Origin of the sequence: Nakamurella sp. (assembly GCF_044224575.1) — a bacterium.
In the GTDB taxonomy this organism is placed as follows: domain Bacteria; phylum Actinomycetota; class Actinomycetes; order Mycobacteriales; family Nakamurellaceae; genus Nakamurella.
On the sequence record NZ_JBGAKE010000002.1, the window covers coordinates 254,246 to 278,099 of the forward strand.

General features: G+C 72.1%; 23 protein-coding genes. 16 read left to right on the top strand and 7 right to left on the bottom strand.

Going from position 1 to position 23,854, the window contains the following annotated elements; translation table 11 throughout:
• Window positions 1–356 precede the first annotated feature (356 nt).
• Window positions 357–1,541 carry an acetyl-CoA C-acetyltransferase gene (locus tag ACILSK_RS03375; protein WP_395725701.1) on the bottom strand — a complete coding sequence of 395 codons (1,185 nt, stop codon included), beginning with the start codon at window positions 1,539–1,541 and terminating at the stop codon, window positions 357–359.
• Window positions 1,542–1,780: 239 nt separating this feature from the next.
• Window positions 1,781–2,503 (bottom strand): hypothetical protein, encoded by a 723-nt coding sequence (locus ACILSK_RS03380; protein ID WP_395725702.1) that lies wholly within the window; start codon window positions 2,501–2,503, stop codon window positions 1,781–1,783.
• Between the two features lie 558 nt (window positions 2,504–3,061).
• Here ACILSK_RS03380 and ACILSK_RS03385 point away from each other — a divergent pair.
• The gene (locus ACILSK_RS03385; protein WP_395725703.1) at window positions 3,062–4,819 is read left to right on the top strand and encodes a proline--tRNA ligase; all 1,758 of its coding nucleotides are present in this window, start codon (window positions 3,062–3,064) and stop codon (window positions 4,817–4,819) included.
• Window positions 4,820–4,850: 31 nt separating this feature from the next.
• Here ACILSK_RS03385 and ACILSK_RS03390 read toward each other — a convergent pair whose 3' ends face one another.
• Window positions 4,851–5,390: a ferritin-like domain-containing protein gene (locus ACILSK_RS03390; RefSeq protein ID WP_395725704.1), complete on the bottom strand. Its 540-nt coding sequence runs from the start codon at window positions 5,388–5,390 to the stop codon at window positions 4,851–4,853.
• The gene (locus ACILSK_RS03395; RefSeq protein ID WP_395725705.1) at window positions 5,387–5,935 is read right to left on the bottom strand and encodes a hypothetical protein; all 549 of its coding nucleotides are present in this window, start codon (window positions 5,933–5,935) and stop codon (window positions 5,387–5,389) included. Before ACILSK_RS03395 ends, ACILSK_RS03390 begins: the two co-directional genes overlap by 4 nt.
• A 242-nt stretch (window positions 5,936–6,177) precedes the next feature.
• Between ACILSK_RS03395 and rimP the strand changes: the two genes are divergently transcribed.
• From rimP to ACILSK_RS03460, 13 genes are all read left to right on the top strand, one after another.
• Entirely contained in the window at window positions 6,178–6,693 is a 516-nt protein-coding gene (gene rimP, locus ACILSK_RS03400) for a ribosome maturation factor RimP (protein ID WP_395725706.1), read from the top strand.
• The gene (gene nusA / locus ACILSK_RS03405) at window positions 6,690–7,733 is read left to right on the top strand and encodes a transcription termination factor NusA (RefSeq protein WP_395725707.1); all 1,044 of its coding nucleotides are present in this window, start codon (window positions 6,690–6,692) and stop codon (window positions 7,731–7,733) included. The genes rimP and nusA overlap by 4 nt, the downstream gene beginning before the upstream one ends.
• Window positions 7,734–7,771: 38 nt before the next feature.
• Window positions 7,772–8,170 carry a YlxR family protein gene (locus ACILSK_RS03410; protein ID WP_395725708.1) on the top strand — a complete coding sequence of 133 codons (399 nt, stop codon included), beginning with the start codon at window positions 7,772–7,774 and terminating at the stop codon, window positions 8,168–8,170.
• A 96-nt stretch (window positions 8,171–8,266) separates the two neighbouring features.
• The gene (gene infB, locus ACILSK_RS03415; RefSeq protein ID WP_395725709.1) at window positions 8,267–11,407 is read left to right on the top strand and encodes a translation initiation factor IF-2; all 3,141 of its coding nucleotides are present in this window, start codon (window positions 8,267–8,269) and stop codon (window positions 11,405–11,407) included.
• A 90-nt stretch (window positions 11,408–11,497) separates the two neighbouring features.
• The gene (locus ACILSK_RS03420; RefSeq protein ID WP_395725710.1) at window positions 11,498–11,821 is read left to right on the top strand and encodes a DUF503 domain-containing protein; all 324 of its coding nucleotides are present in this window, start codon (window positions 11,498–11,500) and stop codon (window positions 11,819–11,821) included.
• 2 nt (window positions 11,822–11,823) lie between these two features.
• A complete protein-coding gene (rbfA, locus tag ACILSK_RS03425; protein WP_395725711.1) occupies window positions 11,824–12,336 on the top strand; it encodes a 30S ribosome-binding factor RbfA in 513 nt (170 codons plus the stop codon).
• 175 nt (window positions 12,337–12,511) lie between these two features.
• Window positions 12,512–13,516: a bifunctional oligoribonuclease/PAP phosphatase NrnA gene (locus ACILSK_RS03430; protein WP_395725712.1), complete on the top strand. Its 1,005-nt coding sequence runs from the start codon at window positions 12,512–12,514 to the stop codon at window positions 13,514–13,516.
• Window positions 13,517–13,632: 116 nt separating this feature from the next.
• Window positions 13,633–14,301, top strand: coding sequence for a GntR family transcriptional regulator (locus tag ACILSK_RS03435; RefSeq protein ID WP_395725713.1), 669 nt, complete (start codon window positions 13,633–13,635; stop codon window positions 14,299–14,301).
• Window positions 14,298–15,761 (top strand): MFS transporter, encoded by a 1,464-nt coding sequence (locus tag ACILSK_RS03440; RefSeq protein WP_395725714.1) that lies wholly within the window; start codon window positions 14,298–14,300, stop codon window positions 15,759–15,761. Before ACILSK_RS03435 ends, ACILSK_RS03440 begins: the two co-directional genes overlap by 4 nt.
• A complete protein-coding gene (gene truB, locus ACILSK_RS03445; protein ID WP_395725715.1) occupies window positions 15,758–16,702 on the top strand; it encodes a tRNA pseudouridine(55) synthase TruB in 945 nt (314 codons plus the stop codon). The genes ACILSK_RS03440 and truB overlap by 4 nt, the downstream gene beginning before the upstream one ends.
• A 62-nt stretch (window positions 16,703–16,764) precedes the next feature.
• Window positions 16,765–17,706, top strand: a complete 942-nt coding sequence (locus ACILSK_RS03450; RefSeq protein ID WP_395725716.1) for a bifunctional riboflavin kinase/FAD synthetase — start codon at window positions 16,765–16,767, stop codon at window positions 17,704–17,706.
• 24 nt (window positions 17,707–17,730) lie between these two features.
• On the top strand, window positions 17,731–17,976 hold the full coding sequence (locus tag ACILSK_RS03455) for a DUF2630 family protein (RefSeq protein WP_395725717.1): 246 nt from the start codon (window positions 17,731–17,733) through the stop codon (window positions 17,974–17,976).
• 71 nt (window positions 17,977–18,047) lie between these two features.
• Window positions 18,048–19,313, top strand: a complete 1,266-nt coding sequence (locus ACILSK_RS03460) for an ArsB/NhaD family transporter (protein WP_395725718.1) — start codon at window positions 18,048–18,050, stop codon at window positions 19,311–19,313.
• 21 nt (window positions 19,314–19,334) lie between these two features.
• Here ACILSK_RS03460 and ACILSK_RS03465 read toward each other — a convergent pair whose 3' ends face one another.
• The 3 genes from ACILSK_RS03465 to ACILSK_RS03475 are packed head-to-tail and all read right to left on the bottom strand — an operon-like array spanning window position 19,335 to window position 22,180.
• Window positions 19,335–19,883 carry a universal stress protein gene (locus ACILSK_RS03465; protein WP_395725719.1) on the bottom strand — a complete coding sequence of 183 codons (549 nt, stop codon included), beginning with the start codon at window positions 19,881–19,883 and terminating at the stop codon, window positions 19,335–19,337.
• 14 nt (window positions 19,884–19,897) lie between these two features.
• A complete protein-coding gene (locus ACILSK_RS03470) occupies window positions 19,898–21,040 on the bottom strand; it encodes an alpha/beta hydrolase (protein WP_395725720.1) in 1,143 nt (380 codons plus the stop codon).
• Between the two features lie 24 nt (window positions 21,041–21,064).
• Window positions 21,065–22,180: an alpha/beta hydrolase gene (locus tag ACILSK_RS03475; RefSeq protein ID WP_395725721.1), complete on the bottom strand. Its 1,116-nt coding sequence runs from the start codon at window positions 22,178–22,180 to the stop codon at window positions 21,065–21,067.
• A gap of 158 nt (window positions 22,181–22,338) precedes the next feature.
• Between ACILSK_RS03475 and ACILSK_RS03480 the strand changes: the two genes are divergently transcribed.
• Both ACILSK_RS03480 and rpsO read left to right on the top strand, forming a co-directional pair.
• The gene (locus ACILSK_RS03480; RefSeq protein ID WP_395725722.1) at window positions 22,339–23,220 is read left to right on the top strand and encodes a DUF4436 family protein; all 882 of its coding nucleotides are present in this window, start codon (window positions 22,339–22,341) and stop codon (window positions 23,218–23,220) included.
• Between the two features lie 149 nt (window positions 23,221–23,369).
• Window positions 23,370–23,639, top strand: a complete 270-nt coding sequence (rpsO, locus tag ACILSK_RS03485) for a 30S ribosomal protein S15 (RefSeq protein WP_395725723.1) — start codon at window positions 23,370–23,372, stop codon at window positions 23,637–23,639.
• Window positions 23,640–23,854: the final 215 nt, after the last annotated feature.

Genomic DNA, 23,854 nt, shown 5'->3' on the forward strand with positions numbered 1-23,854 from the left:
GGCATCGAGGTCGTGGGCACCGTCCCGTCGGGAGGAACGGTAGGAATCGGACAGCTGGAAACGCGGCACTTCGGGCTCCTGGGCGGAAAGGGGCCGCCCCGAAGTGGCACGCGCCGCTGTGGTCAGCGGGCCCCGGGGCGGGGGAAGGGGGATGGCTGCGGGGTGGGCAGCACCAGGACGGTCATGTCGTCATCCCTCCCATCACGTCGTCGCGCCGATCGGCGATCGCCGGTCGCGGTCCACGGTGCCCGGCCGGGCCGTCGCCGTCAATCGAATATTCCCCGGGACCATCGACGCAGACGACAAGGCGGTCATCTCCACCGGGGAGATGACCGCCTTCGCGGGGTTGTGGCTGCTCAGCCGGCCTTCGGCACCGACAGGATCAGGGCGTCGCCCTGGCCGCCGCCGCCACACAGGGTGGCGACACCGGTGCCGCCGCCGCGGCGCTGCAGCTCCAGCGCGAGGTGCAACACGAGGCGGGCGCCGGACGCGCCGATCGGGTGGCCCAGCGCGATCGCCCCGCCGTTGACGTTGACCTTCTCCTCGTCCAGACCCAACGCCCGGGCCGACGCGATGCCGACGCAGGCGAACGCCTCGTTGATCTCCACCAGGTCCAACTCGGTGGGCTCGAGACCGGCCTTGTCGCACGCCTTCTGGATCGCCCGAGCCGGCTTGTCCTGCAGCGTGGAGTCGGGGCCGGCGATGGAGCCGTAGGCGCCGATCTCGGCGATCCAGTCCAGACCGCGGCGGATCGCCTCGTCCTTGTCCATCACGACGACCGCGACCGCACCGTCGGAGATCTGGGACGCCGAACCGGCCGTGATGGTGCCGTCCTTGCGGAACGACGGGCGCAGCTTGGCCAGGCTCTCGGCGGTGGTGTCGGCGCGCACGCCCTCGTCGGTGTCGACGACGACCTCGCCCTTGCGTCCGGCGATGACGACCGGCTCGATCTCGGCCTTGAACACGCCGGCGGCGATCGCCGCGGCGGCGCGCTGGTGCGAGCGGGCGGAATAGGCGTCCTGCTCGGCGCGGGAGACGAAGTCGACGTCGTTGGTCGCCTCGGTCAGGTCGCCCATCGGGATGTCGGTGAACACGTCGTGCAGGCCGTCGTGGGCCAGGTGGTCGATCATCGTGACGTCGCCGTACTTGTAACCGGCCCGGGAACCCATCAGCAGGTGCGGGGCGCGGGTCATGGACTCCATGCCGCCGGCCACCACGGTGGTGAACTCGCCGGCCCGGATCAGCTGATCGGCCAGCGCGATGGCGTCCAGGCCGGACAGGCAGACCTTGTTGACGGTGATGGCGGGCACGTCCATCGGAATGCCGGCCTTGGCCGCGGCCTGGCGCGCGGGGATCTGCCCGACGCCGGCCTGCAGGACCTCGCCCATGATCACGTAGTCGACGTCCGCACCTGCCAGCCCGGCCCGCTCCAGCGCGCCCTTGATGGCGATCCCCCCGAGCTCCGCCGCGGAGACGGACGCGAGGGCGCCGTTGAACCGTCCGATCGGCGTTCTGGACCCGGCGACGATGACTGACGACATGGCGAGGACCTCCGCAGGTTCCTGGTGCGCCGTGGGCGCGGGTTCGGGCCGGGGCGGACAGGCCACCGTCGCAGGTGATCACTCAGACGCGGCGATGAGCATGTGCCGTCAGGCAATGTCGCCTCGGGCTGGATGTTAACGGCACTTCTCTTTGCAGGTTAGCTTTACCGTCAGCTAACCTGCTAGCGCACAGATGTGACGGTCATCACACACCCCGGAAGGGTGGGCGAGCCGAGGGTTCAGGCGAGACCGTTCAGCAGCGTGCGGACCCGGTTCTCCAGGGCCGTGGGCCGGTCCTCCGGCGCGGGCGTCGTGGTGCCGTCGACCCGCGCCACCTCGAGATGGGACCGCGTGCCCGGGCCGGTCCGGTGCGGGCCGTGCGCGGCCCGGCTGCGCACGTCGTGCACCGGTCGGGCGGGGACCGGCAGTCCGGAATGGGTCACCGGAGCGACCGCCCAGCGGTCGTCGACCGGAAAGACGAGGGTGCCGCGCGCTCCGTCGGACGCCGGCGTGGCGCCCTCGCAGACGTGCGGGGAGTGCGGGCCCAGCGGGGCGGCCCGGGCGATCACCGACGCCACCACCCGACCGTCGCTGTGCATGCCGGCCAGGGCCAGCGCATGCAGCCAGCGGGACAGCGCGCAGGGCCCGCAGAGCAGGCAGTCCTCGGTCATCCGCAGGGTGATCGGCTCCCCGTTCTCGACCCGGATGGTGGCCGCGCCGTCCCGGACGGTGATGTCGTCGACGGTCAGGGCGGCGACCGCGGCACAGGACAGCCCTGCGCGTTGGGTGAGCACCAGCAGGGCCCGATCCCGGCGCCCGACCCACCCGCCCGTCCAGCCATGGGACGGAAGTCCGCGGAGCGCCGCGTCGACCGTCCGGCCGACGCGGGCGGCGTCGGGACCCGATCCGGCCGCCCTCGGGGGCGGAATGGGGCGGCGAAGGGCACTACCAGTCGGCGGCATGGCGTCCTCGATGGTCGGCACTCCGGTCGGGCGTACGGGACCGCATGCCCTGATAAATATGTTAGCTGAACTGCAGCTAACACGCGCGCCGACGAACATGTGACCGCAGCCATAGCGTGGGGTGAACAGACATCGACCGACATCGTTGTCTCATGGGCAGGCGCTTTTCGTTCATCGGAACCTGTTGGCACGCAGGGGAAATGGTGGCAGTCAACCCCGCTGGCGACGGCTGATCGTCCGGCCGTCTCGAGTGGCGCTGCGGGGTCGCTGATCTCGTCAGATCATCACGGGCACAGGGATTGTCGGCGGCCGTCGACCGCCGGGGGTTTCACCGGTTCGGTCGCCGCGGGAGCGCACCCCGTCGCGGAAGGTCACCGTGATCGGGGCCGTTCACGGCCGATCGGGTGGTTTCCGGGCGGGTGGCGCCGATCGTCCCCCGGCCGCGCGGAACCCAGGGCGGACGCGGACGCGGGCCCGGCGGATAGGCTGGCCCGCGCGCCGGGCCGGACCGGGTGCGGCGCAGGCCACCGCCCGTGGAGTACCCGAGGAGTGCCGCCAGTGATCACACGGCTGTCCACCCTGTTCCTGCGCACGCTGCGCGAGGACCCGGCCGACGCGGAGGTGCCCAGCCACCGCCTGCTGGTCCGGGCCGGCTACATCCGGCGGGCCGCCCCGGGGATCTACAGCTGGCTGCCGCTGGGGTACCGGGTGCTGCGCAACGTCGAGCGGATCGTCCGGGAGGAGATGGACGCGATCGGCGCCCAGGAGGTCCACTTCCCGGCCCTGCTGCCCCGGGAACCCTACGAGGCCAGTGGGCGCTGGACCGAGTACGGGGACAATCTGTTCCGGCTCAAGGACCGCAAGCAGGCCGACTACCTGCTCGGGCCGACCCACGAGGAGATGTTCACCCTGCTGGTGAAGGACATCTGCTCGTCCTACAAGGGCCTGCCGCTGGCCCTGTACCAGATCCAGACCAAATACCGGGACGAGGCCCGGCCGCGGGCCGGCATCCTGCGCGGTCGCGAGTTCGTCATGAAGGATTCCTATTCCTTCGACCTGGACGACGCGGGGCTCGCGGCGTCCTATCAGCGGCATCGCGAGGCCTACATCCGGATCTTCGACCGGCTGGGCCTGCGCTACGTGATCGTCGCGGCGATGTCCGGGGCGATGGGCGGGTCCGCGTCCGAGGAGTTCCTGGCCGACTGCATCAACGGCGAGGACACCTACGTCCGTTCACCCGGTGGGTACGCCGCCAATGTGGAGGCGGTCACCACCCCGGTGCCCGACGCCATCCCGTTCGACGCGCTGCCCGCCGCGCACGTCGAGAACACGCCGGGGACGCCGACCATCGAGACGCTGGTCGACCACAGCAACGCGACCTTCCCGCGGGCCGACCGCCCTTGGGTCGGGGCCGACACCCTCAAGAACGTGCTGGTGATGCTGCGGCACCCCGACGGCACCCGCGAGCCCCTCGCGATCGGCCTGCCCGGCGACCGGGAGGTGGACCTCAAGCGGCTGGAGGCCCAGGTGCTGCCGGCCGAGGTGGAGGCCTTCGTCGAGGAGGACTTCAAGAGCCACCCGTTGGTGGTCAAGGGGTATCTGGGGCCCGGGGTGCTCGGCACCGACGGTCCGACCGGGATCCGCTACCTGCTCGATCCACGGGTGGTGGCCGGCACGGCCTGGATCACCGGCGCGAACGAGCCGGGACGGCACGTCTACGACCTGGTCGCCGGGCGGGACTTCACCGGCGACGGGGTGGTCGAGGCGGCCGAGGTCCGTGCGGGCGATCCGGCGCCGGACGGGTCCGGTCCGCTGAGCCTGGCGCGGGGCATCGAGATGGGCCACATCTTCCAGCTCGGCCGCAAGTACGCCGACGCACTGGACCTGCAGGTGCTGGACCAGAACGGCAAGCTGGTGACCGTCACCATGGGCTCCTACGGCATCGGGGTGTCCCGCGCGGTCGCCGCCATCGCTGAAAATTCCTACGATGAAAAGGGTCTCATCTGGCCTCGGGAGGTTGCCCCGGCCGACGTGCACGTCGTGATGGCCGGCAAGTCGGCCGAGATCAAAGACACGGCCGAGTTGATCGCGGCCGGGTTGGACGCCTCCGGAGTGCGGGTGATCCTGGACGACCGCAATGCCTCGGTCGGGGTGAAGTTCGCCGACGCCGAACTGCTGGGCGTACCGACCATCTGCGTGGTCGGCCGGGGCGTGACCGACGGTGTGGTCGAGGTGCGGGACCGGGTGACCGGTGCGAAGACCGAGGTCTCGCTGGCCGAGGTCGCCGAACACCTGCGGGCTCTCGTCCGGGGCTGACCTGGGTCGGTCGCCCGCCCGGGGCGGGCGTTCAGGCCTGTCCGGGGAAGGCGATGGTCGGCGGCGCGATGCCGGCCGCCTGCTTCCACATGGCCAGCCGGACCGCGGCCTCGGACAGCCCGGTGAGCGCGAACCCACGAACCTCCGCGTCGTCGGTCGAGCCGATCACCACCCGCCAGGCCGCCGCCACGTCCGATTCGATGTCCTGGGCCAGCTGCCAGGCCGAGTTCTGGTCCTGCACGTCGATCGCAACCTGATAGGCGGCGGCCGGTTCGGGCGCGGTGGCGCCGGCCGCGGTCAGCCGCGCGGCCGTCGCGTCGCGGCGAAGCAGGTGCCCGGACCGGGCGTCCGCGACCATCGCCGATTGGTCCCGGGCGTGCGCCGCGACCAGCGCGTACGCCCAGACCGCGGCCTGCTCGGCGATCAGCGCGGTCTGCATCGCGGCCTGGGCGTCGGGGCTGAGCGGACCCGGCGGGGCCGTGCTGATCGGCGTGCTCAGCGGCGACGGGGAGGGGGAGGGGGAGCCGCCGGAGCCCGACGGGGCACCCGGGGTGGGCGTCGGGGAGGTCATACCAGCACCGCCCGGTGACTGGCCAGGGAAGCGGCGATCGTTCCGTAGAGGGCGGCCCGGTAGCGCGACGCCGTGGCGATCGCGTCGGTGAACTGCACCTGGGCCGTGGCCGCGTCCCCCCGGACCGCCGACACGATCGCCTCCGGTGAACCCGGCAGGGCGACCGATCCGGATGCCGGGGCCGCGGTGGCGGTCGCGCCGGCGGCGGTCGCATTGGGGTCGGCCGGGTTCGTTCGCGCGTACTCGGCGGTCAATGCATCGAGGTGCTTTTGCCGATCGTCCCGCAGGGGCTGCAGCTTTCCGGCGTCGGCCTGGTCGGCGGCGATCGCCGCGTCCAGCCGCAGGACGTGCAGGCGGGTGGTGGCGATCAACCCGTTGATCGGATCGAGCGCCGCCGGATTCAGGTCGACGGACGGGGTCGGCGGCTCGTCGGAGCCGAAGTAGCTGCAGCCGGCGACCGACGACAGCACCGCGGCCGCCGCGACCGAACCGGCGCCGAGCAGGACCGTACGCCGGGAGACCGGCCGGCCGGGAGCGGATGACACGGGGTCCATCATGACAGGCCGCCGGCACCGCGAGCAGGACCGCGGACCGGCGCTGCACACGGACGTCACATGAGGCCGGGGACCGGCCACGGACGACCGCGGAGTCTCGGGACCGATAGGCTCCGCCATGACCGCCGGCACCGCTGGGCGCAGGCGCGGGGTGTTCCCTCCACAACTGCACACCGCGACGGCTGCCCCGCGACGGGGCCGGGATCGACACGGTGGCAGACGAGGAGGCGGCGATGGGAACCGACGACGGTCGCCTGCGGGCAATCGTCACCGAGGTGACGGACGCCCACGGGTACGACCTGGAGGAGCTGACGGCACGCACGGTGGGGCGCCGCCGGGTGGTGCGGGTGGTGATCGACGGCGACCACGGTGTGTCGCTGGACGACGCCGCCGACGTGAGCCGGGAGATCTCCGAACGGCTGGACGGCCCCGACGATCCGACGGGTGAGTTGCCCTACACCCTGGAGGTGACCAGCCCGGGCGTCGGCCGTCCGTTGCGCGAGCCGCGACACTTCCGGCGCTCCCGGGGGCGGCTGCTCGCGGTGAATACCGGGCAGGGTGAGCTGACCGGGCACCTGCTGCGCGCCGACGAGTCCGGCATCGAGCTGCTGGTGGCCGGCAAGAAGGGTGCCATCAGCCCGGTCACCGTGCCGTATGACCAGATCGTCGGGGCCAAGGTCGAGGTCGAGTTCGCCGCACCGCCGGCCGTCGTGCAGGAGTTGCTGGACGCGGAAGGAGTCACCCGGTGAACGTGGACATCGCCGCCCTGCGGGCGGTCGAGAAGGAAAAGGGCATCGAGTTCGACTCCCTGGTCGACACTCTGGAAACCGCGCTGTTGTCCGCCTACAAGCACACCCAGGGACACGCCGGGCACGCCCGGGTCGAGATCGACCGGCGCAGCGGCGGGATCCGGGTGTGGGCCCAGGAGACCGACGATGCCGGGGAGGTCGTCCGGGAATGGGACGACACCCCCGACGACTTCGGTCGGATCGCGGCCACCACCGCGCGGCAGGTCATCCTGCAGCGGCTGCGCGACGTGGACAACGAGCGGACCTTCGGCGACTTCGCCGGTCGCGAGCACGACTTGATCACCGGCACGGTGTCCGCCGACGCCAAGGTCAATGCGCGCGGTGTGGTGGTGGTCAGCCTCGGTGAGGGAAAGAACGCCGTCGAGGGCGTCATCCCCGCCGCCGAACAGGTGCCGGGTGAGTCCTATGTGCACGGCTCGCGGCTGCGCTGCTACGTCGTGTCGGTGGCGCGCGGCCTGCGGGGCCCGCAGATCACGCTGTCGCGGACCCATCCCAACCTGGTCCGCAAGCTGTTCGCACTCGAGGTTCCGGAGATCGCCGACGGGTCGGTGGAGATCACCGCGGTGGCCCGGGAAGCCGGGCACCGGTCCAAGATCGCGGTCCGGCCGACCGTCTCCGGGGTGAACGCCAAGGGTGCGTGCATCGGACCGATGGGGGCGCGGGTGCGCGCGGTGATGAGCGAACTGAACGGCGAGAAGATCGACATCATCGATTTCGACGAGGACCCGGCGACGTTCGTCGGCAACGCGTTGTCGCCCGCCCGGGCGTTGTCGGTGACGGTCATCGACCCCGCCACCAAGGCCGCCCGGGTGGTGGTCCCGGACTTCCAGCTGTCCCTGGCCATCGGCAAGGAGGGGCAGAATGCGCGGTTGGCCGCCCGGCTGACCGGATGGCGCATCGACATCCGCAGCGACGCGGTGCCCGACCGGCCGCAAGCTCCGGCCGGGCCGCCCGCCGGGCCCGAGTCGATGAGCCGGTGACCCAGGTCGAACCGGGTCGCGAGAGGCGGTAGACTTCAATGTTGGCTCGACCGCCACTGGCGGCTGCCCCTGCCTGTGCCGTCGCCGGTCCCCTCGGACCGGTGCGGACCTGCATCGGTTGCCGGCGGAGAGGTCGAGCCGTCGAATTACTGCGCGTCGTGGCCGTGGCCGGGATCGTCATCCCGGATCCACGGCGTCGCCTCCCCGGCCGGGGAGCGTGGCTGCATCCCGCTGAGGGGTGCCTCGACATGGCAGAGCGCCGTCGGGCGTTCGGTCGGGCCCTGCGGGCCCCCGAACACCTCGACACCAGCAAGGTCCGGCAGTTCCTCGTTCGCGGGGACGACGGCGGGCCTGCGGATCGGGTTGTCTCGGAACAGCGGGATCCGGTCCGATCGGACGAGCCGCCTGGAAACAGAAAGCAGGTCGACCCAACGTGAGCACGCCGTGAAGCAGCAATGAGCAGCACCCGGCACATCGACTAAGAGGACGAGCGCGGCCTGTACAGCCCGCCCGCCCTCACCGTGAGGAGAGCAGTGGCAGGCAAGGCCCGTGTACATGAGCTCGCGAAAGAGCTCGGCAAGACCAGCAAAGAGATCATGGCGAAGCTCCAGGATCTCGGTGAATTCGTGAAGTCCCCGTCCTCGACCATCGAAGCCCCGGTGGTGCGCAAGCTTCGCGATGCGTATCCGACCAGCCCACCGGCCGGTAAGGGTGATGGCTCCGCCCCCGGCAACGGCGGCGGCGCGTCCCGCCCGCAGCCGGGTCGACCCGGCGGCCCGGGGCGGCCCGCCGCTCCCCGGCCGGCCCAGTCCACGTCGCCGGCCCCGGCGGCCTCGGTTCCGGCGGCTCCGGCTCCGGCCCCGGCGGCCTCGGCCCCGACGACGTCGGCGCCGTCGGCGGCCCCCATCACCTCGCCGTTCGCCCCGGCGGCGACCCCGTCATCCCCGCGGCCGGCCACCCCGGCCCGTCCCTCGACCACCGCGCGACCGGCCGCGGCGGCGGCTCCGGCCGTCTTCGACACCGGCGCCGGTGCCCCGGTGGCACCCGCCGCCCAGGCCGCGCCGGCGACGTCCGCCCCGGGCCCGCGCACGTCTCCCGGGCCGGACTCCCGGCCGCCCCAGGGTGGGCAGCCGGCGCAATCCGGACCGCCGGCCCAGACCCGGCCGTCCACCGGGGCTCCCGGTGGGCAGAATCGGCGTCCGCAGGGCAGCGCTCCCGGCGCCCCGACCACCGGGCGTCCGGCCGCTCCCGCGGCCCGGCAGGGTGGCGCGCCCACCCGTCCCGACGGCGCGACGGGCGCTCCCGGCGTTCCCCGTCCGGCTCGGCCGGCCGGCGGTGTGCCCGGTGCCCCGCGTCCGCCGCGGATGGGGAACAACCCGTTCGGCGTGCAGCAGCCCCGCTCCGCCCCGCCGCGTCCCGGCGGCGGCGTGCCCGGTGCCCCGCGGCCGCCGATGGGCCGTCCCGGTGGCGCTCCCGGCGCGCCGGGTGCTCGTCCCGGTGCCCCCGGTGGCCGTCCGGGGGCACCCGCCGGCGCTCCGCGCCCCGGCACTCCGGGCGGTCGTCCCGGTGCCGGTCCCCGGCCGGGGACCGGTGGTCCCGGTGGTGGCTACCGCGGTCCCGGTGGCGGTGGTCCCGGTGGGGCCGGCGGCGGCGGTGGCTACCGCGGTCCCGGTGGTGGCACCGGCGGTCCCGGCGGTGGCGGCGGCGGCCGTCCCGGCGGTGGCGGTGGTGGCGGCCGTGGTCGCGGCGGTGCCGCCGGCGCGTTCGGCCGGCAGGGCGGACCGGCCCGCAAGGGCCGCAAGTCCAAGAAGCAGCGCCGCCAGGAATTCGACAACATGCAGGCGCCGTCGATCGGCGGCGTGGCGCTGCCCCGCGGCAACGGGTCGACGATCCGGCTGGCCCGTGGCTCGTCGCTGGCCGATTTCGCCGACAAGATCGACGCCAACCCGGCGTCGATGGTGCAGGCGCTGTTCCATCTCGGTGAGATGGTCACCGCCACCCAGTCGGTGTCCGACGACATTCTCGAGCTCCTGGGCTCCGAGATGGGCTACAAGGTCGAGATCGTCTCTCCGGACGACGAGGACCGCGAGCTGCTGGAGTCCTTCGACCTCACCTACGGCGAGGACGAGGGCGACGAGAGCGATCTGGTCATCCGCCCGCCGGTGGTCACCGTCATGGGTCACGTCGACCACGGCAAGACCAAGCTGCTGGACGCCATCCGCAGCACGAACGTGGTCGACAAGGAAGCCGGCGGAATCACCCAGCACATCGGCGCCTACCAGGTCGCCACGCACCTGGGCGACGACGAGCGGCTGATCACGTTCATCGACACCCCGGGTCACGAGGCGTTCACCGCCATGCGGGCCCGCGGCTCGCAGTCCACGGACATCGTGGTGCTGGTGGTCGCCGCCGACGACGGCGTCATGCCGCAGACGGTGGAGGCGATCAACCACGCCAAGGCCGCGGACGTGCCGATCGTGGTGGCGATCAACAAGATCGACAAGGAGGGGGCCAACCCCGACAAGATCCGCCAGCAGCTCACCGAATACGGGCTGGTCGCCGAGGAGTACGGCGGCGACACCATGTTCGTGGAGATCTCGGCCAAGGCGCGGGTCAACATCGACGGTCTGCTCGAGGCGATCCTGCTGACCGCGGACGCGGCGCTGGACCTGCGGGCCAACCCGACGATGAACGCCGAAGGTGTCGCCATCGAGGCACACCTGGACCGCGGTCGCGGCGCCGTCGCGACGGTCCTGGTGCAGCGAGGCACGCTGCGGGTGGGCGACTCGATCGTCGCCGGCAACGCCTACGGGCGTGTGCGGGCGATGCTCGGCGATCACGGCGAGCAGGTCGCCGAGGCGACCCCGTCCCGCCCGGTGCAGGTGCTCGGGTTCACCTCGGTGCCCGGCGCCGGCGACTCGTTCATGGTCGTCGAGGAGGACCGCGTCGCCCGGCAGATCGCCGAGCGGCGGCAGGCCCGCACCCGCAAGGCCCAGATCGGCACCCGCCGGCGGATCTCGCTGGAGGACCTGGGCGCCGCGCTGGCCGAGAAGAAGATCGAGCAGCTCACGCTGATCATCAAGGGCGACAACTCCGGCACCGTCGAGGCGCTGGAGGACAGCCTGATCAAGCTCGACGTGGGCGAGGAGGTCGATCTGCGGGTCGTGCACCGCGGGGTCGGCGGCATCACCCAGGACGACATCAACCTGGCGGCCACCACCGACGCCATCGTCATCGGCTTCAACGTCAAGCCGGTGCGCGGGGTGCAGGAGCTGGCCGACCGCGAGGGTGTCGACATCCGCTACTACACGGTCATCTACCAGGCCATCGACGAGGTGGAAGCGGCGCTCAAGGGCCTGCTCAAGCCCGAGTTCGAAGAGGTCCAGACCGGGTCGGCGGAAATCCGGGAGATCTTCCGGTCGTCCAAGTTCGGCAACATCGCCGGCTGCATCGTGCGGTCCGGCGAGATCCGCCGGAACGCCAAGGCGCGCCTGTTGCGCGGCGGCGTGGTGCTCAACGACGACCTCAAGATCGATTCGCTCCGCCGGTTCAAGGACGATGCCACCGAGGTCCGCGAGGGCTTCGAGTGCGGTATCGGCCTGGGCTCGTGGAACAACATCGAGCTCGAGGACACGATCGAGACCTACGAGATCCGGGAGAAGCCGCGCAGCTGATGCGGTGCCGGTGCCCCACCACTCGACGTTGATCATGGCGAACTCTGCCCGACACGCCGGCGACACGCCGGTACGCCGACAGGGATCGCCATGATCAACAACGAGGGGGCGGCGGTGTACGTCGGCGTCCTGGAATGCGATGTCCTGCTGGGCGCCGTCGGCTCACTCAAGCACAAGCGGGCGGTCGTCCGGCCCGTGCTGGCCCGGCTGCGCCGGTTGGACGTCGCCGTCACCGAGGGTGGCGACCCCGACCGGCTCCGTCGGGCGCTGATCGCGGTCGCTACCGTCTCCTCGGACCCGGGTCAGGTGCACCGGGTGCTGGACACCTGCGAGCGGCAGGTGGCCGGCGAAGTGGAATTCGAGGTGCTGTCCACCCGGCGACGGGTGTTCGGCGCGCATGACGAGGGAGATTGATCATGGTCGATACCGCCCGCGCCCGCCGGCTGGCCAAGCGCATCGTGAGCATCGTGGCCACCCAGATCCAGCATGCCGTGAAGGACCCGCGGCTGGACATGGTCACGATCACTGCCGCGACGGTGACCCCCGACCTGCGGGAGGCCACCGTCTACTACACCGTCTACGGCGAGGACGACGTGGTGGCGGCGGCCGGCGCCGGCCTGGCCAGCGCGACCGGGGTGCTGCGCTCCGCGGTCGGCCACGAGACCGGCATCAAGTTCACCCCGACGCTGGAGTTCAAGCTCGATGCGGTGCCGGCCAACGCGCACCGGATCGACGAGTTGCTGGCCGCCGCCCGGGACGCCGACGCGAAGGTCGCGCAGCAGGCGGCGGGGGCGAGTTACGCCGGAGATGCCGATCCCTACAAGGCCCCGCGCCCGCTCGAGGACGAGTCGGACGACGATCCGGCCGATGAGTCCGCCGTGCACCCAGTGGACGGCAGGGCGGGCAGCCCGGGCGAGCGGGTACCGTAATCATGCGCCGGCATGGGAGCCGGCGCAGTTGCCGTTTCCGCGCCATTGCCGCGCGGGACGGATGGGTTCGCCAGACAATGCTGTTCGCCGGTCAGCAGGCCGGTCGACGAGATCCGGAGGCGCCGTGACGGACACCCGCACGATCCGCAACCGCACCCGCGGGGGACGCGTGCGCATGTCCGCGACGAAGGCCGATGGACCGTCGGCGTCGGGCTCGGCCGCCGACGACATGGACGTCGCGGCCGGTCTGCTGGCCGCCGCCCGATCCGTCGTGCTGGTGGCCCATGTCCATCCGGATGCCGATGCGCTGGGCAGCGCGCTGGCGCTCGGGCTGGGCCTGGCCCGCCGCGGCACGGACGTGCAGGTCTCGTTCGCCGAACCGGACTCCGTTCCCGAATCGCTGCGGCATCTGCCCGGCATGCCGCTGGTGGTCGCTCCCGAGGACGTCTCCGACGGGGCCGACCTGTTCGTCAGCCTGGACGTCGGCTCGCGGGAGCGGCTGGGCTCGCTCGTCCGCGTCATGGACGGCTGCCCCCTGAGCCTGGTGATCGACCACCACGCCTCGAACGCCCGGTTCGGCCGGTACAACCTGATCGACATCGCGGCGGAGGCCACCGCCGTGCTGGTCGCCCGGCTGCTCGACCGGCTGGGCATCCCGATCGATCGCGACATCGCCGAGAACCTCTACGCCGGGCTGGCCACCGACACCGGGCACTTCCGGCACGCCGACGCCGAGGTGCACCGGTTGGCCGCGCGGCTGATCGACACCGGGGTGCGGCCGATGGACGTGCTGCACCCGATCACCGACTCACATCCGTTCGACTGGCTGCGCATGCTCGCCCGGGTGCTCGACGGGGCCGGGCTGGACCCGGACGCGGTGGGCGGCGGCGGGCTGGTCTGGGCGATCATCGACGACGAGGTCCGGGACGGGCTTCGGCAGGAGGAACTGGACTCGGTGATCGACATCCTGCGCACCGCGCAGGAGGCCGAGGTCGCCATGGTGATCAAGCAGACCGGGGCCGATTCCTGGCAGGTGTCGCTGCGATCGCGCAGCAATGTGGACGTGGCGGCCGCGGCCGAGGCGTTGGGCGGTGGGGGGCACGTCCGGTCCGCCGGGTTCACCCACCTGGGAACGCCGGAGGTTGCCGTGCGGCGGCTGCGCGAGATCCTCGACCGCTGACCACGCTCGCCCGGGCTTTGGCATGAGAACGGGACCTTCGGCCCTGGCGTGAGCCTGGTCACCAGGCCCGCCCGCTAGTGGAACCCGCCGTCCGGGTCGCGCATCATAGATACATCATGGATACACTCAGGACACCGTCCGCCGCCGACCGGGTGTACGAGCACGTCCGCCAGGGCGTGCTCAGCGGCCGCTACCCCGACAACGAACTGCTCGCCGAGGGCGTCATCGCCGCCGAGACCGGGGTGTCCCGAACCCCGGTGCGGGAGGCGCTGCTGCGGCTCGAGGCCCAGGGGATGATCCGGCTGCTGCCCAAGCGGGGTGCGCTGGTGCTGCCGGTGACCGCCCAGGAATGGCGCGACGTGCTGGACACCCGGCAGCTGGTCGAGTCGCACTGCACCCGCTGGGTCATCGAATCGGGGCGCGGACCGGCGGTCGCCCGGGCCCTGGAGGTGCCGCTCGCCGACCTGCGGGCCGCCGCCGACAGCCAGGACCTGCCGGCCTACGTCGCCGCGGACCGGACCTTCCACGCGACCATCGTCGCCGCAGGCAACAATATGATCCTGATCAGGCTCTACGGCTCGCTGCGTGACCGGCAGATGCGGATGGGCGCAGCCAACCTCTCGGCGCCCGACGGTGAACCGGACACCGGCCGGATGCGCAGCACGGTCGCCGACCACGAGGCCATCGCCGCGGCCATCCGGCATGAGGACCTGGCGCTGGCCGAGCACCTGACTCGCGAGCACCTGCGGCACGCCGATCGGGCGCTGCGAGGGGTCCGGCCGTGACGACGCTGCACCGCGTGCGCCTGTGGTTCGCCCGCCGCCCCCTCGTCATCTGGTTGGTCGGCGTCGGCTGCTACCTGCTCGCCGTCTTCCATCGCACCTCGCTGGGTGTCGCCGGGCCGCTGGCCGCCGAGCGGCTGGACCTGTCCGCCGGGCAACTGAGCACCTTCGTCATGCTGCAGCTGGGCGTCTACGCCGCCATGCAGGTGCCCGCCGGCATCTTGATCGACCGGTTCGGCCCGCGCCGGATGCTGCTGGCCGCCACGGTGATCATGGGCAGCGCCCAGGTGCTGTTCTCCGTCGTGCACAGCTACCCGCTGGCGCTGCTGGCTCGGGGCCTGCTCGGGGTCGGCGACGCCATGACCTACATCTCGGTGCTGCGGCTGGTCGCCGGGTGGTTCCCGGCTCGCCGCTACCCGACGATGGTCGGCCTGACCAGCCTCACCGGCATGCTCGGCAATGTGGTGGCCACCGTCCCGCTGACCCTGATGCTGACCGACCTCGGGTGGGGCCCGACGTTCGCCATCGCCGGTGGCCTGTCCCTGGGGTACGCGTTGCTCCTGCTGCGGCCGGCGGTCGCCGCCCCTTACCGGGAGGCGGAGGGCCCGGCCGGCCCCGTCGGTGGGCGCGAGGTGCTGACGCAGGTCAAACACGCCTGGAAACTGCCGGCCGGCCGGCTCGGCTTCTGGATCCACCTGTCGACGATGGCCGGGCCCACCGTCTTCGCCGTGCTCTGGGGATATCCGTACCTGACCCAGGCGCTGGGCTACTCGCCGGGGGCCGCGTCGTCGCTGCTGATGATGCTGGTGATCGGCGGACTGATCGGCAACCTGGTGCTCGGCCCGGTCATCGGCCGGCGGCCGCACATCCGCGGTGGCCTGGCGCTCGTGGTGGCCGGCCTGTGCCTGGTCGGCTGGCTCGTGCTGATCGGGTGGCCCGGCGGGCAGCCGCCGCTGGCCGTCGTCATCGCCGTCATCTGCGTGTTCTCCGTCGGTGGCCCGGCCTCCGGCATCGGGTTCATGCTGGCCCGGGACTACAACCCCCGGCATCGCATCTCGACCGCCACCGGCCTGGTGAACGTCGGCGGCTTCTGCGGGGCGGTGGTGATGGTCTTCTCCGTCGGCCAGATCCTGGACCTGGTCGAGCCGGGCGCCGGGACGCACAGCGCGCAGGCCTACCGATGGGCCTTCGGCGCGATCGCCCTGCTCACTGCGTTCGGCATCGTCCGGATGGTCACCTGGATCCTGCGCACCCGGGTCCACGTGTTGCGCGCCGCCGCCCGCGGCGAAGATGTACCGGTGGAACTCGTACCGCACAAGTGGGACCTGCTGGACACCGGCGAATTCAGTGTGGTGCTGGGCGCCAAGCCCGGCGACGTGCAGTTCAAGGAAGTGCACCGGCTGCCGGTGGCGGAGCGTCGGGATGAGCCAGCCGACCGCACCTCGACCCCGCGCGAGAAGTGACCGCGCTGCCGCCCGGCGGCGGACTCCTGCTGGTCGACAAGCCGTCCGGCTGCACCTCGCACGACGTGGTGTCCCGGGTGCGCCGGGTGCTGGCCATGAAGCGGGTCGGCCACGCCGGCACCCTGGATCCGATGGCCACCGGCCTGCTGGTCGTCGCCGTCGACCGGGCGACCCGGCTGCTCGGCCACCTGGCGCTGACCGACAAGACCTACCTGGCCACCATCCGCCTCGGCGTCAGTACCGATTCCGACGACGCCGACGGCACCGTCACCGGCGTCGCGGATCCTTCCGCGGTCGCCGACGTGGCCATCGGCACCGCGATGGCCGCTTTGACCGGCGACCTGCTCCAGGTGCCCAGCTCGGTGTCCGCGATCAAGGTGGACGGCCGGCGCGCCTATGACCGGGTCCGGGCCGGGGAGCAGGTGCAGCTGGCCGCGCGGCCGGTGACGGTGCGGCGGTTCGACCTGGTCGCGGCCCCCCGCCGGAGCGCCGACCGGATCGATCTGGACGTGCTCGTCGACTGCACCACCGGCACCTACGTCCGGTCGCTCGCCCGCGACCTGGGTGCGGCCCTGGGCGTCGGCGGGCATCTGACCGCGCTGCGGCGGACCCGGGTCGGGCCGTTCGGCCTGGACTCGGCCGGGGCCGGCGCGGTCGACGTCTACCGCGGGGTGCCGGGCGACCGGCCGCCGGTCACCGACGAACTGACCGGACAGGTGATCGAGGCCCTGCTGCCGGCCGCCGATGCGGTCCGCCGCGCGTTCCCGGTCCGGGACGTCACCACGGAGCAGGCCGTCGACCTGGGGCACGGCCGGCGGATCGAGGCGGCCGGCATCGACGGGACGTACGCGGCGTTCGACCCGACCGGTCGGCTGATTGCGCTGGTCGCGGACGAGGGGTCCGTTGGCCGTTCGGTGTTCGGCTGGCAGACCTCGACCTGACCCCGGGCGGCACGGCGTCCCCGACGCACGCGGGCAGCCATCGGGGTGGCAGGCTGACTCCCGTGGAACGGTGGCGCGGTATCGACGAGATCCCCCCGGGCTGGGGCCGGTGCGTCCTGACCATCGGTGTGTTCGACGGGATGCACCGGGGCCACCAGGCGCTGATCGGCGAGGCGGTCCGGGTTGGCCGGGAGCACGACCTGCCGACCGTGGTGATGACGTTCGATCCGCACCCGGCCGAGGTGGTTCGACCGGGCAGCCACCCGGCCATGCTGGTCACCTTGCGCCGCCGGGCCGAGCTGGTGGCCGAACTCGGCGTGGACGCCTTCCTGGTCCTTCCCTTCACGACAGCGCTGTCCCAGGTCAGCGCCGAGGAGTTCGTGCACGACGTGCTGGTCGACCGGCTGCACGTGGCCCATGTGGTGGTGGGGGAGAACTTCCGCTTCGGGCACCGCGGCGCCGGGTCCGTCGATCTGCTGCGTGAACTCGGACCGCGGTTCGGCTTCGCCGTGCATGGAGTCACCCTCGTACCCGGCCCGGACGAGATGACGGTCAGCTCCACCTACGTTCGGGCCAGTGTCGGCGCCGGCGATGTGGTCGCGGCCGCCGCGGCGCTCGGTCGGCCGCATCGGGTGGAGGGCTTCGTGGTGCACGGCGAGGGCCGCGGCGGCGCGCAGCTGGGCTACCCGACCGCCAACCTCGACGTGGCCGAGCACGCCGCGATTCCCGCCGACGGCATCTACGCCGGCTGGTTCGTCCTGGGCAACCGGCGTTCCCCGCTGGCCATCTCGATCGGCTCGAATCCGACGTTCTCCGGCCGCGAGCGGACGGTCGAAGGATTCGTCATCGACGAGGGTGGGAATTTCTACGGCCGCCGGGTGGCGTTCGACTTCGTCGAACGGCTGCGGGACACGGTGCGGTTCGACTCGGTGCCGGCCCTGATCGAGCAGATCGATGCCGACGTGGCCCGCACCCGCGAGGTATTGGGTTGGACTCGGTCATGAGTGCAGTGTCGTGAAGGAGACCCCGTGGACGAGCATCAGATACTGAACCAGATCTCCACGCTGGTCGACCGGGAGCACGAGTTGCGCTCGGCCTACCAGCGCGGCGACCTGACCGGTGACACGGAGCGCGAGCAACTCGCCGCCCTGGAGGGCGCGCTCGATCAGTGCTGGGATCTGCTGCGGCAGCGGCGGGCCCGGCGCGAGTTCGGGCAGGACACCGACGACGTCGCGGTGCGCAGCGTGGAGCAGGTCGAGAAGTACCTGCAGTGACGTCGACCTGTCGGGGGACGGCGAGCGCGGGGTCGGCGAGCGGCCGCGAATCGCTGCGCCGGGGTCACTGAATGGCGCCAGTGCTGGCCAGCGCGATCGGCATCGTCCTGTTGCTGGCCGTCCTCGGGTTCTCCATTGCCCGGCCCAAGGGACTGCCGGAGGCGGTGGCCGCGGTCCCGGCCGCCGGCCTGGCGCTGCTGATCGGTCTGATCAGCGTGCCGGATGCCCTGTCGGCGGTGGAAACCCTGGGCCCGACGATCGGGTTCCTGGCCGCGATCCTGGTCATCGCGCACCTGGCCGACGTGGACGGGGTGTTCCGCTGGATCGGCGGACTGCTGGTCGCCGGCAGCCGGGGCAGCGCCCAACGGTTGCTCACCCTGGTGTTCGTCGTCGCGTCGTTGACCACCGCGCTGCTGTCGCTGGACGCCACCGTCGTGCTGCTGACCCCGGTGTTGCTGGGCGCGGTGCGCCGGTTGCAGGTCAGTGGTGCGCCCCCGGTGTATGCGGCGGCGCACCTGTCGAACACCGCGTCCCTGCTGCTGCCGGTGTCGAACCTGACCAACCTGCTGGCGTTCCACGCCTCGGGCCTGACGTTCGTCGGCTTCGCCGCCCTGATGGCCGGTCCGTGGGTGGCCGCGATCGTCGTCGAGTACGTGATCTTCCGTTGGGTGTTCCGCGACGAGCTCGCGCCCTCGCACGACGGCCCTCCGCGGGATCGGGAACCGGCCGCGACCGAACCGGCGCCGACCGCCTCGCTGGTCCTGCTCGGGGCGATCCTGATCGCGGTGTTCGCCTCGTCGGCATTTGGTATCGAGCCGGTCTGGGTGGCCGGCGCCGGGGCGGTGGTCTGGCTGATCTGGGACCTGGCGCGCCGGCGGGTGGGGTCCAAGGCGGTGGTCGAGGCGTTGAACCCCTGGTTCCTGCTGTTCGTCGCAGCGCTGGGGGTGGTCGTCCAGGCGGCGATCGGACACGGCCTGCAGGACGCCCTGGCCGGGGTGCTGCCCGGCGGCGACGGCCTGCTGGCGCTGCTGGCACTCGCGGTGATCGCCGCTGTGCTGGCCAACCTGATCAACAACCTGCCGGCGACCCTGGTGCTGCTCGCCGCCCTGGGCGCCGGGCCGCCCGCGGCGGCCGTGCTGGCCGTGCTGATCGGGGTGAACATCGGGCCCAACCTGACCTACGCCGGGTCGCTGGCCACCATGCTGTGGCGTCGGATCCTGCATGAAAGGGGCCACGGGCCGTCGCTGCGCCGGTTCACCGTGCTCGGCCTGACCACCGTCGGCCCGACCCTGCTCGCCGCCGTGCTGGCCCTGTGGGCGGCCCACGCATTGACCTGACCGGCGCCGAACGGGCGCGGGTCAGTGGTGCCGCTCGTGCGGCGGGGGCGGCGGCTCGTGCCCGGGTGGGGGCGGTGGCGGGATCGACCCGATGCCGGGCGCCCGGCCGGGCCAGACCAGCAGCACCGGGCAGGGGGCGTGATCGACCACGAACCGGGTGGCCGGACCGAGCGAGCGGGGCCCGAGCCGGCTGCGGTCGCCGTCCCGGGCGACCACCAGCAGGTCCGCGCCGTCGGCGGCGGCCACCACCTCGCGCTCGAGCCGGCCTCGCCGGCTCTGCAGGTCGGCCGGCCGGCCCAGCCGATCCCGGGCCGCGGCCAGTACCTCCTGGGACGACGTCGTCAGATCGTCGTCGAGAGCGGTGCCGACGGTGTAACGACGGCCGAGAAGCCCGGCGAAAGCGCCGCGGGTGACCTCGCCCAGCTCGTCGGCAACCACATGCACCAGGGTGAATTCGGCATCGGCCGGGGCCAGGGCGGCGGCCTCGACGACCGCGGCCGGCCAGACGCCGTCGGCCACCCAGACCACGACCTTCAATCGGACCCCCAGCTGGCGCGGTCGACGGGCCACCGGCGGATCGCGGCTCAGCGGCTGGTCTGGCTCGCGTGGTGCTGCGGGATCGGGTGCTGCCCGACCTGATGGTCACCCACCGGACGCGACGCGGCCGGGTCGACCGCGCCTGCGCCGACGGTATCCCGGTGGGCCTCGCCGGGCGACCCGGCGGGCACCGGGCGCGGTCCCCGGTCCGGGGTGGGCCGCGGGTACAGCGCGAGCCGTTGCTGCGCGCAGACCTCGGCCAGGGCCTGCCGGACGCTGCCCCGGATCACCGACGGGAAGCTGAAGTACCCATGTGGCATGCCGACGTACTCGGTGAGCCGGACCTGGCTGCCGGCGTGCTCCAGGGCCCGCGCGTACCTGATTCCGTCGTCGCGCAGCGGGTCGTATTCGGCGACCTGGATCAACGCCGGTGGGAGGCCGGACAGGTCGTCGGCCAGGATCGGCGAGGCCATCGGCGTGTCCGGGTCGCCGTCCGGACCGAGGTACTGGTCGCGGAAGGTGAGCATCACCGCCGACGAGAGGATGGGATAGTCCGTGCGGGCGGGGGTGTTGCCGTCGAAATTCTCGGGGGTGCGCAGGTCGGTCGCGGGGTAGATGAGCGCCTGGTGCGCGATCCGCGGACCACCCCGGTCCCGCAGCAGTTGGCAGACCACCGCGGCCAGATTGCCGCCGGCACTGTCGCCCATGACGGCGATCCGGGTGGCGTCCGCGCCGAGCTCGGCGGCGTGCCCGTGCACCCAGTGCACGGCAGCCACGCTGTCCAGCACCGCGGTCGGGAACCGGTGCAGCGGGGCCAGCCGGTAGTCCACCGACACCACGACGGCGCCGACCCCCAGGCACACCTGGCTGCACAGCCAGTCCGAGTGGTCCAGGGCACCAAGGGTCCAGCCGCCGCCGTGGAAATAGACGACGATCGGGCTGTCCGGCGGCTGGGTGGTGGCCCGGTAGATCCGGACGGGCACCCGCTCGCCGTCCTGCTCGATGACGCGATCCACGGTGACCACGCCCTTGGCCAGCTTGCCGGTGACGCCGGTGGTGAGCTTGCCGTGCCCGGCCAGCAGTTCCTGGGCCTTGAGGATCTTCTCCGGGGTCATCTGGTCGACCGAGCCACCCGGTGAGTGCGCGAACAGCCACGCAAACGCCCGTACCCGCAGATCCAGTCTGGCCATGCCTCGACCCTACTCGTCAGTAACTTATCGTTCCACCCTTCGTGACGAGCCTGACGGCACCGGCCCGGCGCGCGGTACCCCCGACGCGGGTGAGAATGCGGTGCGTGCCGGAACCGGAGTCGGCGCTGATAGACTGATCGACTGGGTCCGGCTGCAGTCCGTGGCGGCCGGCACCGTCATCCCCCCGGCGAAGGCAGTCCGGAGCGGGCCGCGCACGGGACAAGTACCAGTAGGAGCACCAGACGTGGCGTTGACCGCCGAGCNAGGCATGCCGACGTACTCGGTGAGCCGGACCTGGTTGCCGGCGTTCTGCAGGGCCCGGGCGTAACGGATGCCGTCGTCGCGTAGCGGGTCGTACTCGGCCACCTGGATCAGGGCGGGCGGCAGGCCGGACAGGTCCTCGGCCAGGATCGGCGAGGCCATCGGGCTGTCCGCGTCGCCGTCCGGGCCCAGGTACTGGTCGCGGAAGGTCACCATGATCGCCGAGGACAGGATCGGCCAGTCACCGCGGGCCGGCGCCGCGAGGTCGAAGTTCTCCGGGGTGCGCAGATCGGTCGCCGGGTAGATCAGCGACTGGTGGGCGATGGCCGGACCGCCGCGGTCGCGCAGCACCTGACACACCACCGCGGCCAGGTTGCCGCCGGCGCTGTCGCCGATCACCGCGATTCGGCCGGGATCCGCGCCGAGTTCGCCGCCGTGCTCGGCCACCCAGGTCACCGCCGCCAGGCTGTCCAGGACGGCGGTCGGGAACCGGTTCACCGGCGCCAACCGGTAGTCGACGGACACCACCACGGCGCCGACGCCCAGGCACATCTGGCTGCACAGCCAGTCCGAGTGGTCCAGCGCGCCCAGGGCCCAGCCACCGCCGTGGAAGTACACGACGACCGGCCTGTCGGCACGCTGGTGGGTCGACCGGTAGATGCGGACCGGCACCCGCTCGCCGTCCTGGTCCAGCACCCGGTCCTGGGTCAGCACGCCCTTGGCCAGCTTGCCGGTCACTCCGGTGGTCAGCTTGCCGTGGCCGGCCAGCAGTTCCTGGGCCCGCACGATCTGCTCCGGAGTCATCGTGTCGACGGACCCACCGGGCGTGTGCGCGAACAACCAGGCGAACGCCCGCACCCGAAGATCCAGCTTCGCCATCACGACCCCTACTCGTCAGTAACTACGGTTCCATTCTGCCAGCGGCGCTGCCGGAGATACCCCAGAGGACGGACGCATAGGAGGACGCGCCGGACGTGCTCGCGGGTGTGAGCCGCACCTCCCCGAGCCGCGTGCGGGCACCGGCGAGAATGCTCGTCATGCCCGAAACGGTCTCGCCAGCCCCACCGACCGCACCGATCCGGGCCCGTCGCCGGGTCGTGGCGGGCGTCGGGCTCGCGGCCCTGGTCGCGCTCTATCTGACGCTCGTCGCCGTCTATGCGGTCGGTGAGTCCTCGTCGGTGGACCAGGCGCCGATGTCGCGGCCGGCCGGCGGCGTGACGGTGATCCTGACCGCGCGGACGATCACCGCGGGCGGCTCATCGATGCACGTGGACGTCACGATCGATGCCGACGACGCCCTGCTCGGCGACGACGGGTACCCCAGTGACCCGATCACCGTGTCGCTGGATCCCACCGAGGAGGACGCCGACCTGACTTTCGACGCCGGTCAGCGGCCGCAGTCGCATTCGGCGACGCTGCTGTTCGACGGGGACATCCAGGACTGGCCGTTCGACTCGTACGGGACACCGATCAGCGCGATCGTGACGGCCGGCGAGGGTCCGGCGGCCGACCTGGTGCCCGCCGTCATCGAACTCGACGGATCGGTACAGGGCTGGGACCTGGCCGCACGCCCCGACCCTGACGTGCCTGAGCTGCTGGTCGACGCGACGTACCACCGGTCGCCGGCGATCGTGCTGTTCGGCATCACCCTGGTGCTGGTCCTCGTCCTGCTGCCGGTGACCTGCTGGATCGTCGCCTGGAAGCTCTACCGGGAGAAGCGGCTGTTCGAGGCCGGCTTCCTGGGCTGGATCGCCGCACTGCTGTTCGCCACGATCCCGATCCGCAACTTCTTCCCCGGATCGCCGCCGCCCGGGTCGTGGGTGGATGTGCTGGTCGTGCTGTGGGTGATCGTCGCGCTGACGGTCGGCCTGCTGATCGGGGTGGCGGCGTTCCTCCGGCATCCCCGGCCGTCTCCCTGATCCGCCCGGCCGAACCGGTTCATCTGCGCTGATAGACTGATCGACTGGGTCCGGCTGCAGTCCGTGGCGGCCGGTACCGTCATCCCCCCGGCGAAGGCAGTCCGGAGCGGGCCGTGCACGGCACACGAAGGCACCGAGGAGCACCGAACGTGGCGTTGACCGCCGAGCAGAAGAAGGAAATCCTGGCCGAGTACGGCCTGCACGACAGTGACACCGGGTCACCGGAAGCGCAGGTCGCGATGCTGTCCAAGCGGATCTCGGACCTGACCGAGCACCTCAAGCAGCACAAGCACGACCACCACACCCGCCGTGGCCTGATGGGCCTGGTCGGCCGCCGCCGGCGGCTGCTGCGCTATCTGCAGCAGGTCGACATCAACCGCTACCGTTCGCTGATCGAGCGACTCGGGCTGCGCCGCTAGCGCTGGCACCATCGGCGGTGGTCGCCGCGCCGAATCGGTGCCGGCGACCACCACCGCACAACTGAATACCCACACCAGGGCCACTGACCTGCCCGAACGGCGCTCGCCTGACGCGACGCTGCTGCGCCGGTCCTCGGTAGTGGCCACCGGAACACGGCGCGACCGCCACCCGTTCCGGCGGCTTCGATCGATGGCCGGCAGCCCTCGGCGAGCGT

Excerpts from the sequence above, each read along its gene's own strand:
- ACILSK_RS03375 (WP_395725701.1), bottom strand. The coding sequence starts at position 1,541 with ATGTCGTCAGTCATCGTCGCCGGGTCCAGAACGCCGATCGGACGGTTC.
- ACILSK_RS03380 (WP_395725702.1), bottom strand. The coding sequence starts at position 2,503 with ATGCCGCCGACTGGTAGTGCCCTTCGCCGCCCCATTCCGCCCCCGAGG.
- ACILSK_RS03390 (WP_395725704.1), bottom strand. The coding sequence starts at position 5,390 with ATGACCTCCCCGACGCCCACCCCGGGTGCCCCGTCGGGCTCCGGCGGC.
- rimP (WP_395725706.1), top strand. The coding sequence starts at position 6,178 with ATGGGAACCGACGACGGTCGCCTGCGGGCAATCGTCACCGAGGTGACG.
- ACILSK_RS03410 (WP_395725708.1), top strand. The coding sequence starts at position 7,772 with ATGTTGGCTCGACCGCCACTGGCGGCTGCCCCTGCCTGTGCCGTCGCC.
- ACILSK_RS03420 (WP_395725710.1), top strand. The coding sequence starts at position 11,498 with ATGATCAACAACGAGGGGGCGGCGGTGTACGTCGGCGTCCTGGAATGC.
- rbfA (WP_395725711.1), top strand. The coding sequence starts at position 11,824 with ATGGTCGATACCGCCCGCGCCCGCCGGCTGGCCAAGCGCATCGTGAGC.
- ACILSK_RS03430 (WP_395725712.1), top strand. The coding sequence starts at position 12,512 with ATGTCCGCGACGAAGGCCGATGGACCGTCGGCGTCGGGCTCGGCCGCC.
- ACILSK_RS03435 (WP_395725713.1), top strand. The coding sequence starts at position 13,633 with ATGGATACACTCAGGACACCGTCCGCCGCCGACCGGGTGTACGAGCAC.
- ACILSK_RS03460 (WP_395725718.1), top strand. The coding sequence starts at position 18,048 with ATGGCGCCAGTGCTGGCCAGCGCGATCGGCATCGTCCTGTTGCTGGCC.
- ACILSK_RS03470 (WP_395725720.1), bottom strand. The coding sequence starts at position 21,040 with ATGGCCAGACTGGATCTGCGGGTACGGGCGTTTGCGTGGCTGTTCGCG.
- ACILSK_RS03480 (WP_395725722.1), top strand. The coding sequence starts at position 22,339 with ATGCCCGAAACGGTCTCGCCAGCCCCACCGACCGCACCGATCCGGGCC.